15 protein-coding genes and 1 tRNA gene are annotated in these 17,765 nt (G+C 69.6%); 5 read left to right on the top strand and 11 right to left on the bottom strand.

All coding sequences use genetic code 11. From position 1 onward, the window contains the following. Positions 1-220: 220 nt before the first annotated feature. From ACFYW3_RS31640 to ACFYW3_RS31630, 3 genes are all read left to right on the top strand, one after another. Positions 221-919 carry an SIMPL domain-containing protein gene (locus ACFYW3_RS31640; protein WP_351376533.1) on the top strand — a complete coding sequence of 233 codons (699 nt, stop codon included), beginning with the start codon at positions 221-223 and terminating at the stop codon, positions 917-919. A gap of 193 nt (positions 920-1,112) precedes the next feature. Further along, complete coding sequence (gene pyk, locus ACFYW3_RS31635) at positions 1,113-2,540, top strand: pyruvate kinase (protein WP_053684901.1); 1,428 nt, start codon at positions 1,113-1,115, stop codon at positions 2,538-2,540. Positions 2,541-2,713: 173 nt separating this feature from the next. Then, on the top strand, positions 2,714-3,172 hold the full coding sequence (locus tag ACFYW3_RS31630) for a MarR family transcriptional regulator (protein ID WP_389388037.1): 459 nt from the start codon (positions 2,714-2,716) through the stop codon (positions 3,170-3,172). Positions 3,173-3,194: 22 nt separating this feature from the next. On the opposite strand, the gene ACFYW3_RS31625 is transcribed toward ACFYW3_RS31630, so the two are convergent. Further along, positions 3,195-3,956, bottom strand: a complete 762-nt coding sequence (locus ACFYW3_RS31625) for a transcriptional regulator (RefSeq protein ID WP_351757298.1) — start codon at positions 3,954-3,956, stop codon at positions 3,195-3,197. Between the two features lie 109 nt (positions 3,957-4,065). Further along, positions 4,066-4,140, bottom strand: a tRNA-Leu gene (locus ACFYW3_RS31620). A 99-nt stretch (positions 4,141-4,239) separates the two neighbouring features. Here ACFYW3_RS31620 and ACFYW3_RS31615 point away from each other — a divergent pair. Then, on the top strand, positions 4,240-4,893 hold the full coding sequence (locus ACFYW3_RS31615) for a response regulator (RefSeq protein WP_351376527.1): 654 nt from the start codon (positions 4,240-4,242) through the stop codon (positions 4,891-4,893). 67 nt (positions 4,894-4,960) lie between these two features. Here the strand turns inward: ACFYW3_RS31615 and ACFYW3_RS31610 are convergent, their stop codons facing one another. From ACFYW3_RS31610 to ACFYW3_RS31570, 9 genes are all read right to left on the bottom strand, one after another. After that, positions 4,961-5,677, bottom strand: a complete 717-nt coding sequence (locus tag ACFYW3_RS31610) for an ABC transporter ATP-binding protein (RefSeq protein WP_053684897.1) — start codon at positions 5,675-5,677, stop codon at positions 4,961-4,963. After that, positions 5,674-6,567 (bottom strand): ABC transporter ATP-binding protein, encoded by an 894-nt coding sequence (locus tag ACFYW3_RS31605; RefSeq protein ID WP_053684895.1) that lies wholly within the window; start codon positions 6,565-6,567, stop codon positions 5,674-5,676. Before ACFYW3_RS31605 ends, ACFYW3_RS31610 begins: the two co-directional genes overlap by 4 nt. Before the next feature lie 3 nt (positions 6,568-6,570). Then, on the bottom strand, positions 6,571-8,391 hold the full coding sequence (locus ACFYW3_RS31600) for a branched-chain amino acid ABC transporter permease (RefSeq protein ID WP_389388036.1): 1,821 nt from the start codon (positions 8,389-8,391) through the stop codon (positions 6,571-6,573). A 5-nt stretch (positions 8,392-8,396) separates the two neighbouring features. Next, positions 8,397-9,326: a branched-chain amino acid ABC transporter permease gene (locus tag ACFYW3_RS31595; RefSeq protein WP_053684891.1), complete on the bottom strand. Its 930-nt coding sequence runs from the start codon at positions 9,324-9,326 to the stop codon at positions 8,397-8,399. Between the two features lie 116 nt (positions 9,327-9,442). Beyond that, positions 9,443-10,675, bottom strand: a complete 1,233-nt coding sequence (locus ACFYW3_RS31590; RefSeq protein ID WP_351757234.1) for a branched-chain amino acid ABC transporter substrate-binding protein — start codon at positions 10,673-10,675, stop codon at positions 9,443-9,445. Between the two features lie 300 nt (positions 10,676-10,975). Continuing rightward, positions 10,976-11,620, bottom strand: coding sequence for a Tat pathway signal sequence domain protein (locus tag ACFYW3_RS31585; RefSeq protein ID WP_389388035.1), 645 nt, complete (start codon positions 11,618-11,620; stop codon positions 10,976-10,978). Further along, the gene (locus ACFYW3_RS31580; RefSeq protein WP_389388034.1) at positions 11,617-12,018 is read right to left on the bottom strand and encodes a hypothetical protein; all 402 of its coding nucleotides are present in this window, start codon (positions 12,016-12,018) and stop codon (positions 11,617-11,619) included. Before ACFYW3_RS31580 ends, ACFYW3_RS31585 begins: the two co-directional genes overlap by 4 nt. 56 nt (positions 12,019-12,074) lie before the next feature. Further along, a complete protein-coding gene (locus ACFYW3_RS31575; RefSeq protein WP_053684883.1) occupies positions 12,075-12,533 on the bottom strand; it encodes a PaaI family thioesterase in 459 nt (152 codons plus the stop codon). 58 nt (positions 12,534-12,591) lie between these two features. Continuing rightward, complete coding sequence (locus tag ACFYW3_RS31570; protein ID WP_389388033.1) at positions 12,592-14,862, bottom strand: FdhF/YdeP family oxidoreductase; 2,271 nt, start codon at positions 14,860-14,862, stop codon at positions 12,592-12,594. Between the two features lie 174 nt (positions 14,863-15,036). Between ACFYW3_RS31570 and polA the strand changes: the two genes are divergently transcribed. Then, positions 15,037-17,757: a DNA polymerase I gene (gene polA, locus ACFYW3_RS31565; RefSeq protein WP_389388032.1), complete on the top strand. Its 2,721-nt coding sequence runs from the start codon at positions 15,037-15,039 to the stop codon at positions 17,755-17,757. The last annotated feature ends 8 nt before the right edge of the window (positions 17,758-17,765 follow it).

Here is a 17,765-nt window from a genome sequence, read left to right as displayed (position 1 = left end):
CACGGCGTCGGACGCGGTGCATCGCAAGGCGGAGGGACGTCCTCATACTGGGCGTATTCGGGCGTTCCGACAACGCGGCGAGGTGCCGTGGCCGGCGTCGTGCGCCCGCCAGGGATTGCGGGACAGCCCTTAGGCCGTCTCTTTCGGATCCTGCCGCGCCGGGGCCGAAAGAGGTCCCGGCCTTCCGTCACACCCCGGGCGACAGTGCGACAGTGAAACCATGACTCACGACGCCACACCCCAGCCGTACGGAACCCCCGAGGTACCCCGCGTCGCCGTCTGCGGCGAAGCCCGCATCGAAGTCGACCCCGAGATCGCCCGCATCGGCATCACCGTCAGCGCCCGCGGCACCGACCGCCGCTCCGCACTCGAAGACCTCACCCGCCGCAACACCGCCGTCCTCGACCTCATCAAGGGCTACGGCGACCCCGTCGAGAAACTCGAAACCGGCACCTTCTCCATCACCCCCGAACTGACCCGCCACGGCCGCGGCGAACGCATCCGCGCCTACCACGGACGCGTCACCATCACGGCCGAACTCAACGACTTCACCACCCTCGGCGAACTCACCACCCGCCTCGCCGACCTCGAACTCACCAGCGTCGACGGCCCCTGGTGGGCCCTGCGCCCCACCTCGCCCGCCCACGGCCAGGCCCGCCGGCAAGCCGTGCTCGAAGCCGTCCAGCGCGCCCGCGAATACGCCGAGGCCCTCGGCGCCCACCTCTCCGCCCTCGTCGAACTCGCCGACCTCGGAGCCGAGAACGCCTCGCCCTACCCGCAGGCCGGCGGCGCCATGCGCACCATGGCCTTCAGCGCCGCCGAGGACGCCACCGCCCCGCCGCTGGACCTCGAACCCCAGCGGCAGACCGTGTACGCCCAGGTCAACGCCCGCTTCACCATGACCCCGCCGCAACTCTGAACGACGCGCACCCGCCGGGGGAGGGGCACCCGCCCCGACCCCCGCGCCGACCCCCACGAACGGCACTTCGGGGGTGCTCATCAGAGCACCCCCACGCACATTCAAGTAATGTCAACAAGCTTTCGCCCAAAGGTTGTTGAGTGGACACCCGGAACCAATTTCCTACTGCCTGGTAGGGGCATACGCTCGACTCATGCGTCGAGCAAAAATCGTATGTACCCTGGGCCCCGCCACCGACTCATACGACCAGATCAAAGCCCTGGTCGAAGTCGGAATGGACATCGCCCGCCTCAACCTCAGCCACGGCACCTACGCCGAACACGAGGAGCGCTACCACCGCGTGCGCAAGGCCTCCGACGAGACCGGCCGCAGCGTCGGCGTCCTCGCCGACCTTCAAGGCCCGAAGATCCGTCTTGGCCGCTTCCTCGAAGGCCCCGTACTCCTTGAACGCGGCGACGAGTTCACCATCACCGTCGAGGACCACGAGGGCGACCGACACACCTGCGGCACCACCTACAAGGGCCTCGCGGCCGACGTCTCCATCGGCGAACGCATCCTCGTCGACGACGGACGCGTCACCCTCCAGGTCATCGACGTCGACGGACCCCGCGTCCGCACCCTCGTCATCGAAGGCGGCATGGTCTCCGACCACAAGGGACTCAACCTCCCCGGCGTCGCCGTCTCCGTCCCCGCCCTCTCCGAGAAGGACATCGAAGACCTCCGCTGGGCCCTGCGCACCGGCGCCGACGTCATCGCCCTCTCCTTCGTCCGCAGCGGCCGCGACATCGACGACGTCCACCGCATCATGGACGAGGAAGGCCGCCGCCTCCCCGTCATCGCCAAGATCGAGAAGCCCCAGGCCGTCGAGAACATCGACGACATCGTCGCCGCCTTCGACGGCATCATGGTCGCCCGCGGCGACCTCGGTGTCGAAATGCCCCTCGAACAAGTCCCCATCGTCCAAAAGCGCGCCGTCAAACTCGCCAAGCGCAACGCCAAGCCCGTCATCGTCGCCACCCAGATGCTCGACTCGATGATCGAGAACTCCCGCCCCACCCGCGCCGAGGCCTCCGACGTCGCCAACGCCGTCATCGACGGCACCGACGCGGTCATGCTCTCCGGCGAGACCAGCGTGGGCAAGTACCCCATCGAAACCGTCGCCACCATGGCCCGCATCGTCGAAGCCGCCGAGGAGGACATCCTCGACAAGGGCCTCCCGCCCCTCACCGACCGCAACAAGCCCCGCACCCAGGGCGGAGCCGTGGCCCGCGCAGCCGCCGAAATGGGCGACTTCCTCGGCGCCAAGTTCCTCGTCGCCTTCACCCAGAGCGGGGACACCGTCCGCCGGCTCTCCCGCTACCGCTCGCCCATCCCCCTCCTCGCCTTCACCCCCGACTCCGCCACCCGTTCCCAACTCAACCTCACCTGGGGCGTCGAGACCTTCCTCGGCCCCCACGTCGACTCCACCGACGCCATGGTCGCCCAGGTCGAGGAAGAACTCCTGCGCATCGGACGCTGCGTACCCGGCGACATCGTCGTCATCACCGCCGGCTCGCCCCCCGGCGTCACCGGCTCCACCAACCTCGTCCGCGTCCACCACATCGGCGACCCCGTCCGCTGACCCCGGCCCCGGCCACCGCACCACGCACACACGCACCACGTACACACGCAGACACGCACCACGTACGCACCGCACCGCGTCGGGCCCGCCCGACGCGGTCACCGTCACCGCACCCCACACCACCGCGGCGGACCCTTGACCTCAAGTCCACTTGAGTTTCTAGGCTCCGGAACATGACGATCACCCAGTACACCCAGGAGCAACTCGCCGCCCAGCCCATCGGTCACTGGAGCGCCGAGGCCGCCAAACACGTCGTCGGAGGCCTCCGCGCCGCCCTCGCCGAAGAGAACCTCACCCAACCCCACTGGTGGATCCTCAACCACGTCGCCGGCGCCCCCGCCGCCTGGCAACGCCCCGCCCTCACCGAGAAGCTGACCCGCTACGCCGACGCGGGCACCGACTTCGAGGCGATCCACGAGGACCTGATCGCCCGCGGCTGGCTCGTCGAGACCGCGGGCGCCCTGACCCTCACCGTCGAGGGCGAGGCCGGCCGCCTCCGCGCCCACGACCGCAACGCGATCGTCCACGCGCGGATGCGCGAGGGCATCGACACCGCCGCCTACGCCGCCACGATCGACGTCCTGCGCCGCATGGTCGCCAACCTGGGAGGGGACGGGGACCTGCCGTCCTAGGGGCGCTCTCTCGCGGTGCTCCCTAATGCTTCGGCCCGATGTGCGCGTCCATCAGCGCGACGGAGTCCTTCCGGGCCACGGACACATTGAACGGATCACCGCCCCGGGCCAGGACCGTCCACCGGACACCGACCTTGGTGAGCGTGTCCGTACAGAGCAGGCGAATGTCGTCGGACTTGTTGGTGAAGAAGTACCGGGGGTACTCGTACCGCTTGGACACCCCGCCCACGATCCGGGTGGTCCAGTTGGTGATCCGACATCCGTCGGAGTGGATCAGCCCCCGCAGGAACTCCCAGGGATGCGTGTCCACGATCTCCTGCTGCCAGTCCTCCAGCACGATCCGCCGCTCGTGCTTCTTCCCGGGCCCGTGCTGCGGGAACAGGCAGGTCCAGTGGTGTCCGTAGGCGGTCACGGCCACGCAGCCCTGCTTCTGTTGCACGGAGACCTTCTCGCCCGGCCGGACCGCCGTGATCGCGGCCCGGCAGTGCTCGATGAGGCCCGGCCACGCGTCCGCACACGCTATGCGGAGGTACTGCCCGCCACGGGGGTGTGGGCTGACGCATCCGTCGCCGAGGTAGAGGCCGAGCAGGTACGCGTACGCGGCCTGGTCGGCAGGCCCTTGGCAGGGCGTGGCGTGGTGCAGGAGCCGGGGACGAGGTTGCGGCCGGGACTGCCAGGCGCGGATGGTGGCCCGGGAGATCCCGGTCTCCTTGCTGACGGAGTTCACACTGCGGTCGCCGGTCAGCAGGTCCAGGACGCGAACGCGCGTCGCGAGGTCGTACATGTGCCCGACCTTGCCGTGTTCCACGGGGCGAGCGATGGGTTCCCGTCGGGCTTCGCCGGAAAGAGTGATGGTCACGCGAAGATCGCGTGACCATGGAATGCAAGCAAAGTGCCCCAGGTGGGATTCGAACCCACACTGTCCGCTGTTTGAGAGCGGCCTCTCTGACCAGTTGGAGTACTGGGGCCTACGAAACAAAGGCTCCGATGAGCCCTGTGCGAGACCACCTTACCGCAGGTGGGTAGGCTCAGGGGAGCTTGTTATGCCCCGTATAGAGGAGCCCTCCGTGACCGCCGAGCACGAGTCGACGCCCACGCCCGACGCCGACCAGTCGCACGTTCCGCCGCTGACGACGCGCGTCGTCATCGCCGAGGACGAGGCGCTCATCCGTCTCGACCTCAAGGAGATGCTCGAAGAGGAGGGTTACTCCGTCGTCGGCGAGGCCGGCGACGGCCAGACCGCCGTGGATCTGGCCCGCGAACACCGCCCCGATCTGGTGATCCTCGACGTGAAGATGCCCGTCCTCGACGGGATCTCCGCGGCCGAGAAGATCGCCGAGGAGTCCATCGCCCCGGTCCTGATGCTGACCGCCTTCTCGCAGCGCGACCTGGTCGAGCGGGCCCGGGACGCGGGCGCCATGGCGTACCTGGTGAAGCCGTTCAGCAAGAGCGACGTGGTGCCGGCCATCGAGATGGCCGTGTCGCGCTTCGCGGAGCTGCGGGCGCTGGAGAAGGAGGTCGCGGACCTCTCGCTGCGGCTGGAGACCCGCAAGCTGGTGGACCGGGCGAAGAGCATCCTGCAGACCCAGTACGGGCTGACGGAGCCGGCCGCGTTCCGGTGGATCCAGAAGACCTCCATGGACCGCCGCATGTCGATGCAGCAGGTCGCCGAGGCGGTCATCGAGGACGCCGAGGAGAAGAAGAACGCCGCGAAGGGCTGACGGCCCGGGTACGCGTGAGGCCCGCCACCGGGATCCGGTGGCGGGCCTCACGCGTGTGGTGCGGGGATCAGTCCTCGCCGAGGTACGCCTTGCGGACGTCCTCGTTGACGAGCAGTTCACGGCCGGGTCCGGAGAGGACGACCTTGCCGATCTCCATCACGTGGCCCTTGTCGGCGAGGGAGAGCGCCGCCTGGGCGTTCTGCTCGACGAGCAGGATGGTGGTGCCCTGTGACTTGAGTTCGGCGATGGTGGCCATGATCTTCTGCATCATGATCGGGGAGAGGCCCATGGAGGGCTCGTCGAGCATGAGCAGCTTCGGGCGGGACATGAGCGCGCGGCCCATGGCGAGCATCTGCTGCTCGCCGCCCGAGAGGGTGCCGGCGGCCTGCTTGCGACGTTCGCCCAGGATGGGGAAGAGGTCGTAGGCGCGCTGGACGTCCTGCTGGATGCCTTCCTTGTCCTTGCGGAGGAAGGCGCCGAGCAGGAGGTTGTCCTCGATGGTCATGCGCGGGAAGATGTGCCGCCCCTCGGGGGAGTGGGCGAGCCCGAGCGCGACGATGTCGTGCGCGGGGATCTTCTTGAGCGACTTGCCCTGGAACTTGATCTGGCCGCCGCGCGGTTTGATCAGGCCCGACAGCGTGCGCAGGGTGGTGGTCTTGCCCGCGCCGTTGGTGCCGATGAGGGTGACGATCTGGCCGGCGTCGACGCTGAACGAGATGCCCTTGACGGCTTCGATCTTGCCGTAGGCGACGCGGAGGTCCTCGACCTCCAGGAGTGCGGTCACCGGTCTTCTCCGTCCGTGCTGGTGGTGCTGTGCGCCTCGGCGGCCTCGACCTCCGCGACTTCCTCGGCGCCGGGGGCGCCTTCGAAGGGTTCGCCGAGGTAGGCGGCGATGACGCGCTCGTCGCTCTGGACCTCGGTGGCGGTGCCCTCGATGAGCTTCTCGCCCTGGACGAGACAGGCCACGCGGTCGCAGAGGTTGAAGATGAAGCGCATGTCGTGCTCGATGACGAGGACGGCGATGCCCATGTCCCGGATCGCGAAGATGAGTTCCTCGGTGGTCCGGGTCTCCTGCGGGTTCATGCCGGCGGTGGGCTCGTCCAGGAGGATGAGACCGGGGTCGCTGGCGAGCGCGCGGGCGATCTCCAGCTTGCGCTGCTCGCCGTAGGGCAGGTTCCGCGCGAGGTGGTCGGCCTTGTGCTCCAGGCCGATGAAGGTGAGGAGTTCCATCGCCTTGTCGCGGCTGGCCGCTTCCTCCCGGCCGAAGCTCGGGAGGCGCAGCAGGGCGGACCAGAGGCCCACCTTGGTGCGGGTGTGGCGTCCGACGAGGACGTTCTCCAGGACCGTCATGTTGTTGAAGAGACGGATGTTCTGGAAGGTGCGTGCGACACCGGCCGCGGTGACCTTGAACGACTTGGGGGGCAGGACCGTGCCCTTGTACCGGACTTCACCCTCGGTGGGGATGTAGAGGCCGGTGAGGCAGTTGAAGAAGGTGGTCTTGCCGGCGCCGTTGGGGCCGATGAGTCCGACGATCTCGCCGCTGCGGACGGTCAGGTCGACGTTCTTGACGGCGGTGAGGCCGCCGAAGCGCATCGTGACGCCGCGTGCGTCGAGGACGGTCTCCGCCGTGGTGACGGCGGGGGTGTCGGGGGTGTCGGTGGTGGTGGTCGTCATGGGTCAGACCCCTGCCTTACCGAGGACTGTGGGCGCTTCGAGCGAGTCGTGGAGTTCGAGCTGGTTGCGCTTGTTGGGGATGAGGCCCTCGGGGCGCAGGCGCATCAGGACGATGAGTGCGACACCGAAGACGAGGAGCTGGTATTCGCCCAGGAACTGGAGCTTGTTGGGGATCAGGAAGAGCAGTGATCCGCCGACGAGGGGTCCGGAGATGGTGCCCATGCCGCCGAGGACTACCGCGGCGAGCAGGAACGCGGAGTTCGGGGGCACGGCGTTGGCGAAGGTGTACTGGTCGGGGGTGACCGTGTACTGGACGTGGGCCTGGACGGCGCCGGCGAGGCCGGCGAGGGTGGCGCCGAGGGCGAAGGCGATGAGCTTGACGCGGAAGCCGTTGATGCCCATGGCCTCGGCGGCGGTCTCGTCCTCGCGGATGGCGACCCAGGCGCGGCCGATGCGGGATTCGGCGCTGCGGCGGAAGACCAGGACCACGATCAGGGTGATGAGGAGCATCAGCAGGAAGTAGTTCGCGAACCTGCCGATGGTGAATCCGGCGATGGTGTGTGCCGCGCCGAAGTCGAACCCGAAGATGTTGATGTTCGGGATGTTGGCGATGCCGTTGGGCCCGTTGGTGATGTCGGGGCCGGAGACACCGTCGAGGTTGTTCATGGAGATGCGGAAGATCTCACCGAAGCCGAGGGTGACGATGGCGAGGTAGTCGCCGCGCAGGCGCAGCGTGGGGGCGCCGATGAGGACACCGAAGATCATTGATGCGACGGCGCCGGCGAGGAGTGCGGCCCAGAAGGGGAAGTGCACTCCGAAGGGGGAGTTGGGCGAGCCGGAGACCAGGGCGGCGGTGTAGGCACCGACGCCGAGGAAGGCGACGTATCCCAGGTCGAGGAGGCCGGTGAGGCCGACCACGATGTTCAGGCCGAGTGCGACGGTGGCGAAGATCAGGATGTTGACGCCGAGGTTCGCGTACTGGTCGTCGGTCTGGGTGAGGGGGAAGGCGGCCGCGGCGGCGAAGGCGCCGACGAGGGCGACGTTGCGGTGCCGGGCGGTGAGGGTGCTCAGACGGGCCATGAGGCCCGCCTTGTTGATCGCGGCGGCGCCGAATCCGGCCGTGATCAGGAAGCCGACGAAGAGTTCCTGGTACGGGGTGGTGATGCCGTACGTGAACACCGTGAGGGCGAGGCCGAGGACGGCGGCGATGAGGAGGATCTCGACCCAGGCGGGGAGCACGCGGGCCGGCTTGATCGGGCCGGAGACGAAGGCGGCCTTGAAGGTCGTCCAGCGGTTTCCGGCGTTGTGCTTGAACTTGTCCCAGTCGCCGTCGTCCGGGTCGGGGCCTTCGAGCGTGGGGCGCTCGAAGGGGAGCGCGAAGGCGCCGATGACCGCGGCGAGGCTGGCGAGGGCGGCGATGCCCGCGCCGGGTTCGAGGTCGACGAGTGCGCCGAGCTCGACCACGATCGCGATGGCGGTGTACCAGGTGGTGACGAAGGCGGCAAGGGCGGCGAGCTTGATGGCCGCGTCGGTGCCTGCGGGGGCGATCCAGCCCAGTCCCTTGACCCCGTAGGAGGCGAGGGCGAAGAGCGTGGTGAGGGCGCCGCCGATGAGGACGAGCCACTGCATGCCGCCGGGGTAGCCGTAGACGGTGAGGTCTCCGGGGAAGGCGGCGGTCCAGGTCCAGGCGAGGAAGGCGGAGACGACGGTGAGGGCGCCGCCGGCGGTGGCGAGGGCGCGGCCCGTCTTCTCGGAGAGGGGGATGAAGCCCTTGTTCTGCGGTGCGGTGGTCGTCGTCGCGGTTTCCGCGGTGATGGTCGTCATGGTTGTCACACCCTGTCCGCCACGCGCTGGCCCAGCAGGCCTTGCGGCCGGAAGAGGAGCACGAGGATGAGAAGTACGAACGCCCAGGTGTTACCCCAGGACTGGCCGCCGAGCTGTTCGAAGCCGGGGATGTCGGCGACGTAGGCGGTGGTCAGGGTTTCGGCGAGGCCGAGGACGAGACCGCCGACCATGGCGCCGTAGATGTTGCCGATGCCGCCGAGGACGGCCGCGGTGAAGGCCTTGAGGCCGAGCAGGAAGCCCATCTTGAACTGGACTTCGCCGTACTTGAGGCCGTAGGCGACCGCTCCGACGGCGGCGAAGACGGCTCCGAGGGCGAACGCGGTGGTGATGATGCGGTCCGTGTTGATGCCCATGAGCTTGGCGGTGTCGGGGTCCTGGGCGGTCGCCTGCATGCCGCGGCCGGTGCGGGTCTTCTTGACGAAGAAGCCGAGGAAGGCCATGGACACGGGGGCGGCGATCATGAGGAAGACGTCACCGGTCTGAATGGTGATGCTGCCGAGGTGGAAGGGGCCGCCGGGGATCTCGGGGAAGACCAGGGAGCTCGTGGCGCCGGGGAACCAGGCCCATACCGCCTGCTGGAGGGCGATGGAGAGGCCGATGGCGGTGATGAGGGGGGCGAGGCGGGGTGCGCTGCGCAGGGGTCGGTACGCGAAGCGTTCCGCCGCGACGGCGATGGTGGTGGCCACGAAGACCGCGCCTATGAGCATGAGGGGCAGTGCGACCCACATGGTGGTGCCGGTGGGGAGCATCAGCCAGACCGTGAGGGCTCCGAACCCACCGGTCATGAAGATCTCGCCGTGGGCGAAGTTGATGAGCTGGACAATGCCATAGACCATCGTGTAGCCGATGGCGACGAGCCCGTACATGGATCCCAGTAGCAGGCCGTTGACCAGCTGTTGCGGCAGTTCGTGCACCGCAGGTCCTCCGAGTCTTTCGACGGATGTGACACCGCGCGGGGCGCTATGGTGCGCGCCCCGCGCGGCAGAGATGGTGTGCCGGCAGGCTGGTGATCAGTGGCCGGCGGGTGGGATCAGCCGCCGAAGGTGCCGGACTCGACGGACTTCCAGTCGGTGCCCTCGACCTTGTAGACGGTGAGCTGCTTGTTGGTCGCGTCACCGAACTCGTCGAAGGAGACCTTGCCGGTCACGCCGTCGAAGGAGACCTTCTGGACGGCTTCGAGGACCTTGGCGCGGGCGTCGGTGGGGAGCTTGCCGTCGTTGGCGGCGACGGCGGCCTTGACGCCCTCGATGATCGCCCAGGCGGAGTCGTAGGAGTAACCGCCGTAGGCGGCGAAGGGCTCCTTGAAGCCGGCCTTGGTGTAGTTGGCGATGAACTCCTTGGCGGAGGGCAGGCTCTCGACCGGCGCGCCGACCGAGGTGGCGAAGTCGCCCACGGCGCCGGCGCCGGCGAGCTCGACGTACTTCTTGTCGTAGATGCCGTCACCGCCGACGAGCGGGATGTTGGCGCCGGAGGCCTTGATCTGCTTGCTGAGCGGGCCGGCCGCCGGGTACTCGCCGCCGTAGTAGACGGCGTCGGCGCCGGAGCTCTTGACCTGGGTCACGACGGCCGAGAAGTCCTTGGACTCGGGGTCGATGTGGCCCTCGCCGGCGACGGCGCCGCCGAGCTTGGTGAACTCGCCCTTGAAGGTTCCGGCGAGGCCGGCGCCGTAGGTCTTCTTGTCATCGATGATGAAGACCTTCTTCTTGCCCGCCTTGTTGAAGAGGTACTGCGCCGCGAACGGGCCCTGGATGGCGTCCGTGGTGGCGGTGCGGAAGTAGCTCTTGTAGGTGCGGGTCTTCTCGCCGGTGGCCCACTTGGGTCCCTGCGAGAGGGAGGGGCTCGTGTTGGCGGGGGAGATCTGGACGAGCTTCGCGTCGTCGAAGACCTTCTGCATCGACTCGGAGACCGAGGAGTTCAGCGGGCCGACGACGCCGACGACGTCCTTGTTGGCGGTGAGCTTGGTGGCGTTCTGCTGGCCGGAAGAGGCCTGCGCCTGGTCGTCCAGCGCCTCGATCTTGAAGGTGACGCCGGGGACGGTCTTCTTCTCGTTGGCCTGGCGCACCGCGAGGTCGACGGAGTTGCGGATGCCGAGGCCGAGGGCCGAGAGGTCACCGGTGAGCGGGGCGTCGACGCCGATGACGACCGTGGCGGTGGCACCGCCGGCGGAGTCACCGCCCTTGTCGTCGCGGGAGCCACAGGCGGTGAGGGTGAGGGCGCCCGCGGCGAGCGCGGCGGTCACGGCAATGAGAGAACGCTGACGCACGATCAGTCCTTTCCTGGCACTGCGTCCCCCGTGGGACGCACCGTGTCGAACGCGGGGAACCGAACTGAAAGGAATCCGGTGGTCGCGGTGACTGGCCGTGACTCTAAGCGGGACTTAGGACGTTATGGAGGGCTGAGGCCAATGATGTGACTCTCTTGTTATGCCACGGCGTAATACATAGCGGATCTCTGTGGGTGGAACGGGGGAATTCCGGCCGGTTCGTCTTGTCCGCATGCTGAGATGCGGCAGGTGCATGGGCCGGTTTAAGTACTGACTTTCCAGGCGTCTGGGGGGTTTTACTCATGACGGCGGCGTGTCCGTCATGTCTCGATCTACGGGACAGGCCCTGGTCAGGGCGACGGAGAGATCCCTGGCATATCGGTCACCCGGGATGTAACTGTGCCGCTCTTTCCGAAATCCATTACTGAGGGTCACTTCCAGAAAAGGGAGTCCGGAATTCCGTGCTACATGCACGCAGTCGGTCGCCAGAATGCGGACGACGACCTCGCGCGCTTCCCCCGCACCCACCGTGACCGGCAGCGGTGGCCGGATCATCACCCTCAGTGCCCGGGACGGCTGGCCGATGCCCTCCACCTCGACGGGGCCCGCGGAGGCGTTCCGCACACGGACAGTGAACGCGAAGGCAGCGTCCGCGGGGGGAGGTTCCACGGGTTCGAGATAGGTCAGCGAGACCACCTGCGACGGAGCCGGAGGGACGTACGGCACGGGCCGCGGCCGGTCCGCGTACAACCGGACGGCGCCCGCGGCCAGCACGACCGCGCAGGTCAGCCCGCCCAGGGCCAGGACGGCCCGCCGGTGGCGCGCGTAGCGGTCGCGGGCCCACCGGGCGGCGGCGGGCGCGGGGCGTCCGCTGTGCGGACGCTCATGGCCCTCACGGCCCGCGGTGCCCTCGCCGGGCTCGACCGGACCGATGCCGCCGCTCATCCCCAGGGCCCGTCGGTCGGTGTGCCGGAGCGGTGTCGCTCCGCGCAGCGCCGCTCGGCCTCGCGGGCGCCGAACGCGCGGGCCGCCGGCGCGCCTTCGTCCCGCCGGGCGGCGCGGGCCCCGTCGAGGACGGCGCGCAGGATCTCGTACTGGTCGCCGGACAGCCCCATGGCCTGGTAGTCCAGCCCGACGGCGTCCCTGCCGTCGCCGGCGTCGAGGAGCACCCCGGCCCAGTGCGTGATCAGGTCGGCGCACAGCCGTTGCGGCGGGGTGGCGGCGGGGGTGGGGGTGTCGGCGGACGGCCCGCTCCCGGCGCCGCAGCCGAGGAGGGCGGCGGCCAGGAGCGCCGTCGTCGCCCAGGCGGCCGTGACGCGCGACGGCGCCGGTCCGGATCCCATGCGGGAACGCTAGACCGGCGCCGGGAAGCGCACAACGGCCGGTGGCGGAAACGCTGTTAAGAGTCCGTGTCGCGCAGGAGGCAGGTGAGACGGGCGGTGCAGACGCGCTTGTCCTGGTCGTCGGTGATGACGATCTCGAACGTGGTGGTGGAGCGGCCCTTGTGGACGGGCGTGGCGACGCCGGTGACCAGCCCGGAGCGGACGCCCCGGTGGTGGGTGCAGTTCAGGTCGACGCCGACGGCGACCTTGTTGATGCCGCCGTGCATCATCGCGCCGATCGAGCCGAGGGTCTCGGCGAGGACGGCGGAGGCGCCGCCGTGCAGGAGTCCGTAGGGCTGGGTGTTGCCCTCCACGGGCATGGTGGCGACGACCTTGTCGGCCGAGGCCTCCAGGATGCGGATGTCCATGCGTTCGCCGAGGTGGCCCGCCGAGAACAGCGAGGGCAGGTCGATGCCCATGGCCGTGTACTCGTCGAGGACCTCCTGCGGGAACTTCACAGCGTGCTGCTCGCCCATGGGCCGGCTCCGTTCGTGTGTCAACGTTCGTTAACCATCTTGTCCTGGAGTCGTTCTATCAGGCCGGTTCGAAGCGCACGACGACGGACTTGCTCGCGGGGGTGTTGCTGGTGTCCGCGGTGGAGTCGAGGGGGACCAGCACGTTGGTCTCGGGGTAGTAGGCGGCGGCGCACCCGCGCGCCGTCGGATAGTGGACGATCCGGAAGCCGGGGGCGCGCCGCTCCACCCCGTCCCTCCACTCGCCGACGATGTCGGTGTACGCGCCGTCGACGAGGCCCAGCTCGGCCGCGTCGAGCGGATTGACCATGACGACGCGACGGCCCCCGGTGATGCCCCGGTAGCGGTCGTCGAGGCCGTAGATCGTGGTGTTGTACTGGTCGTGCGAGCGCAGGGTCTGGAGCAGCAGTCGCCCCTCGGGGACGCGGGGGTACTCCACGGGCGCGGCCGTGAAGTTCGCCTTCCCGGTCTTCGTGGGGAAGCGGCGCTCGTCGCGCGGGGCGTGCGGCAGCCGGAACCCCTCGGGTCGGGCGGCGCGCGCGTTGAAGTCCTCGAAGCCGGGGACCACGCGGGAGATCCGGTCGCGGACGGTCCCGTAGTCCCGCTCGAACTCCTCCCACGGGGTGGCCGAGGCGGCGCCGAGGACCGCGCGGGCCAGGCGGGCCACGATGGCGGGCTCGGAGAGCAGGTGCGGGGAGGCGGGGGCGAGGTTGCCGCGGGAGGCGTGGACCATGCCCATGGAGTCCTCGACGGTGACGAACTGCCTGCCGGCGGCCTGGACGTCCTTGTCGGTGCGGCCGAGGGTGGGCAGGATCAGGGCGCGCCGGCCGGTGACCGCGTGGGAGCGGTTGAGCTTGGTGGAGACGTGGACGGTCAGGGAGGCGCGGCGGATCGCGGCCTCGGTGACGGCGGTGTCCGGGGTGGCGCCGACGAAGTTGCCGCCCATGGCGAAGAGGACCTTGGCCTCGCCGTCGCGCAGCGCCTCGATGGAGCGGACCACGTCGAAGCCGTGCCGGCGGGGCGAGGTGATGCCGAACTCCCGGTCGAGGGCGTCGAGGAAGGCCGGTGCGGGCCGTTCGAAGATGCCCATGGTGCGGTCGCCCTGGACGTTGGAGTGGCCGCGGACGGGGCAGACGCCGGCGCCGGGCCGGCCGATGTCGCCGCGGAGCAGGAGCAGGTTGACGACCTCGCGGATGGTGGCGACGGAGTGCTTGTGCTGGGTGAGGCCCATGGCCCAGCAGACGATCGTCCGCTTCGAGGCCAGGATCATGGCCAGGGCGCCCTCGATCTCCGGGCGGGTGAGGCCGGTGGCGGTGAGGGTCTCGTCCCAGTCGGTCTCCGCGGCCGCCGCCGCGAGCTCCTCGTACCCGTGGGTGTGCTCGCGGATGAACTCCTCGTCGATGGCGCCGTCGGTCTCGATGACGAGCTTGTTGAGGAGCCGGAAGAGGGCCTGGTCGCCGCCGATGCGGATCTGGAGGAACAGGTCGTTGAGGGCGGTGCCCCGGAGCATGCCGAGGGGGGTCTGCGGGTTCTTGAACCGCTCCATGCCGGCCTCGGGCAGCGGATTCACCGAGATGATCTTCGCGCCGGCGGACTTGGCCCGCTCCAGGGCGGAGAGCATGCGCGGGTGGTTGGTGCCCGGGTTCTGCCCGGCCACGATGATCAACTCGGCCTGGTGGAGATCCTCCAGGGAGACGCTGCCCTTGCCGATCCCGATGGTCTCGTTCAGCGCCGAGCCCGAGGACTCGTGGCACATGTTGGAACAGTCGGGCAGGTTGTTGGTGCCGAACTCGCGGGCGAAGAGCTGGAAGAGGAACGCCGCCTCGTTGCTCGTGCGCCCCGAGGTGTAGAAGAGGGCCTCGTCGGGGGAGCCGAGCGCCGTCAGCTCCTCCGCGATGATCGCGAACGCCCGCTCCCAGCTCACCGGCTCGTACCGGTCGCCGCCCTCGGGCAGCAGCATCGGCTCCGTGATCCGCCCCTGCTGCCCCAGCCAGTAGCCGGAGCGCCCCTCCAGGTCGGCGAGCGGGTGCGCCGCGAAGAACTCGGGCGTGACCCGACGCAGCGTCGCCTCCTCCGCGACGGCCTTCGCGCCGTTCTCGCAGAACTCCGCGGTGTGCCGCTTGTCGCCCTCGGGCCAGGCGCAGCCCGGGCAGTCGAAGCCGTCCTTCTGGTTGACCTTGAGGAGGGTCCGCGCGGTACGGGCCAGGCCCATCTGCTGCTGGGCGATCCGCAGCGTGTGCCCGATGGCCGGCAGCCCGGCGGCGGCACGCCCCGGCGGCGCGATCCGGGGCGCGTCCTGTACGGGATCACCTGCGGGCGGCTTGGTGGCCATGTCGCTCCCCTTCGAGCATCGCAGCGGCGCCGCTGCGTCCATCCGAGTACTCCTGCGATCCTGTCACGCCCGCGCCCGCCCGCCGACGGTGCGCTCGCCCCGCCCGGCCCGCTGCGGGAGCGGGCGGCACCGGCCCGGCCGGAATTGTCGGAGCGGACGCCTAGGATCGGGGGCGTGGCAGATTCAGCATCGAAGAAGACCGACCAGACGACCGCAGCGGACCGCCCCCGCCTGATGCTCATGGACGGGCACTCCCTGGCGTACCGGGCGTTCTTCGCGCTGCCCGCGGAGAACTTCACCACCGCGACCGGCCAGCCGACCAACGCCATCTACGGCTTCGCGTCGATGCTGGCGAACACGCTGCGCGACGAGGCGCCCACGCACTTCGCGGTGGCGTTCGACGTGTCCCGCAAGACGTGGCGCTCGACGGAGTTCCCCGAGTACAAGGCGAACCGATCCAAGACCCCCGACGAGTTCAAGGGGCAGGTCGAGCTGATCGGCGAGCTCCTCGACGCGATGAAGGTGCCGCGCTTCGCGGTCGACGGCTTCGAGGCCGACGACGTGATCGCGACCCTGGCGACGCAGGCGGAGGCCCTCGGCTTCGACGTGCTGATCGTCACCGGGGACCGGGACTCCTTCCAGCTCGTCTCCGAACACACCACCGTCCTCTACCCGACCAAGGGCGTCTCCGAGCTGACCCGCTTCACCCCGGAGAAGGTCGAGGAGAAGTACGGCCTCACCCCGCGGCAGTACCCCGACTTCGCGGCGCTGCGCGGAGACCCGTCGGACAACCTCCCGGGCATCCCCGGCGTCGGCGAGAAGACCGCCGCCAAGTGGATCACCCAGTTCGGCTCGTTCGCGGAACTCGTGGAACGCGCCGACGAGGTCAAGGGCAAGGCCGGACAGAACTTCCGCGACCACCTCGACGCCGTCAAGCTCAACCGCGTCCTGACCGAGATGGTCAAGGACGTCGAGCTGCCCAAGACCCCCGCCGACCTGGGCCGCACCGCCTACGACCGGTCCGCCGTCACCGGCGTGCTGGACGTACTGGAGATCCGCAACCCCTCGCTGCGCGAGCGACTGCTCGCCGTGGACCCGGGCGCGGCCGAGGAGGAGCCGCCGGCCCCCGTCGCCGCCGTGGAGCTGGACGCGTCCGTACTGGGCACCGGCGAACTGGCACCCTGGCTGGAGACCCACGCCGGCGGACCCCTCGGCGTCGCCACCGTCGACACCTGGGCCCTCGGCCAGGGCGACGTCGCCGAGATCGGACTGGCCTCGGCGGGCGGCGCCGCCGCCTGGTTCGAGCCCTCCTCGCTCGACGAGAGCGACGAGCGGGCCTTCGCCGCCTGGGCCGCGGACGCCGCCAGGCCCAAGGTCGTGCACAACGCCAAGGGCCTGATGCGGGTCTTCCCCGAGCACGGCTGGACCCTCGCCGGCGTCACCATGGACACCGCGCTCGCCGCGTACCTGGTCAAGCCCGGCCGCCGGTCCTTCGCACTGGACGCGCTGTCCATGGAGTACCTGCACCGCGAGCTGGCACCCGCCGCCGCCGACGGCCAGCTCGCCTTCGGCGCCGACGACACCGCCGAGGCCGAGGCGCTGATGGCGCAGGCCCGCGCGGTCCTCGACCTGGGCGACGCCTTCACGGCGAGGCTGGCCGAGGTGGGCGCCGTCGAACTGCTCCACGACATGGAGCTGCCCACCTCCGAACTCCTGGCCCGCCTGGAACGCGCCGGCATCGCCGCCGACCGGGACCACCTGGAGGGCATGGAGCAGCAGTTCGCGGGCGCCGTGCAGCAGGCCGTCAAGGAAGCGCACGCCGCCGTCGGCCACGAGTTCAACCTCGGCTCGCCCAAGCAGCTCCAGGAAGTCTTCTTCGGCGAACTGGACCTGCCCAAGACGAAGAAGACCAAGACCGGCTACACCACCGACGCGGACGCCCTGGCCTGGCTCGCCGGCCAGACCGACCACGAACTCCCCGTGATCATGCTGCGGCACCGGGAACAGGCCAAGCTCCGCGTCACCGTCGAAGGCCTGGTCAAGGCCATCGCCGCCGACGGCCGCGTCCACACCAGCTTCAGCCAGACCGTCGCCGCGACCGGCCGACTGTCCTCCACCGACCCGAACCTCCAGAACGTGCCGGTGCGCACCGACGAGGGCCGCGCCATCCGCCGCGGCTTCGTCGTCGGCGAGGGCTACGAGTCGCTGATGACGGCCGACTACAGCCAGATCGAACTGCGCGTCATGGCCCACCTGTCCGAGGACGAGGGCCTCATCGAGGCGTTCGCGACCGGCGAGGACCTCCACACCACCGTCGCCTCCCAGGTGTTCGGCGTGGAACGCTCCGAGGTCGACGCCGAGATGCGCCGCAAGATCAAGGCCATGTCGTACGGACTCGCCTACGGGCTCTCCGCGTTCGGGCTCTCCCAGCAGCTGAACATCGAGCCCGGCGAGGCCCGCGGCCTCATGGAGACCTTCTTCGAGCGCTTCGGCGGGGTCCGCGACTACCTCCAGCGCGTCGTCGAGGAAGCCCGCGCCACCGGCTACACCGAGACGGTGCTCGGCCGCCGCCGCTACCTGCCCGACCTCAACAGCGACAACCGACTGCGCCGCGAGGCCGCCGAGCGGATGGCGCTCAACGCCCCCATCCAGGGAACCGCCGCCGACATCGTCAAGGTCGCGATGCTGCGCGTCGACAAGGCGATCACCGAGGCCGGGCTGACGTCGCGGATGCTGCTCCAGGTCCACGACGAAATCGTCCTGGAGATCGCCCCCGGCGAACGGAAGAAGGTCGAGGAACTGGTGCGCCGCGAGATGGGCGCCGCCGTCGAACTCCGAGCCCCGCTCGACGTGTCCGTGGGCGTCGGCCCCGACTGGGAGTCCGCCGCGCACTGACCCCGCGC

This window comes from Streptomyces sp. NPDC002602, from assembly GCF_042889445.1.
Classification (GTDB): Bacteria; Actinomycetota; Actinomycetes; order Streptomycetales; family Streptomycetaceae; genus Streptomyces.
Note: the sequence above shows the minus strand (reverse complement) of the source record. Positions and strands in the feature narration are given on the sequence as shown.

Excerpts from the sequence above, each read along its gene's own strand:
- ACFYW3_RS31640 (WP_351376533.1), top strand. The coding sequence starts at position 221 with ATGACTCACGACGCCACACCCCAGCCGTACGGAACCCCCGAGGTACCC.
- pyk (WP_053684901.1), top strand. The coding sequence starts at position 1,113 with ATGCGTCGAGCAAAAATCGTATGTACCCTGGGCCCCGCCACCGACTCA.
- ACFYW3_RS31630 (WP_389388037.1), top strand. The coding sequence starts at position 2,714 with ATGACGATCACCCAGTACACCCAGGAGCAACTCGCCGCCCAGCCCATC.
- ACFYW3_RS31625 (WP_351757298.1), bottom strand. The coding sequence starts at position 3,956 with ATGTACGACCTCGCGACGCGCGTTCGCGTCCTGGACCTGCTGACCGGC.
- ACFYW3_RS31605 (WP_053684895.1), bottom strand. The coding sequence starts at position 6,567 with ATGACGACCACCACCACCGACACCCCCGACACCCCCGCCGTCACCACG.
- ACFYW3_RS31600 (WP_389388036.1), bottom strand. The coding sequence starts at position 8,391 with ATGACGACCATCACCGCGGAAACCGCGACGACGACCACCGCACCGCAG.
- ACFYW3_RS31585 (WP_389388035.1), bottom strand. The coding sequence starts at position 11,620 with ATGAGCGGCGGCATCGGTCCGGTCGAGCCCGGCGAGGGCACCGCGGGC.
- ACFYW3_RS31580 (WP_389388034.1), bottom strand. The coding sequence starts at position 12,018 with ATGGGATCCGGACCGGCGCCGTCGCGCGTCACGGCCGCCTGGGCGACG.
- ACFYW3_RS31575 (WP_053684883.1), bottom strand. The coding sequence starts at position 12,533 with ATGGGCGAGCAGCACGCTGTGAAGTTCCCGCAGGAGGTCCTCGACGAG.
- ACFYW3_RS31570 (WP_389388033.1), bottom strand. The coding sequence starts at position 14,862 with ATGGCCACCAAGCCGCCCGCAGGTGATCCCGTACAGGACGCGCCCCGG.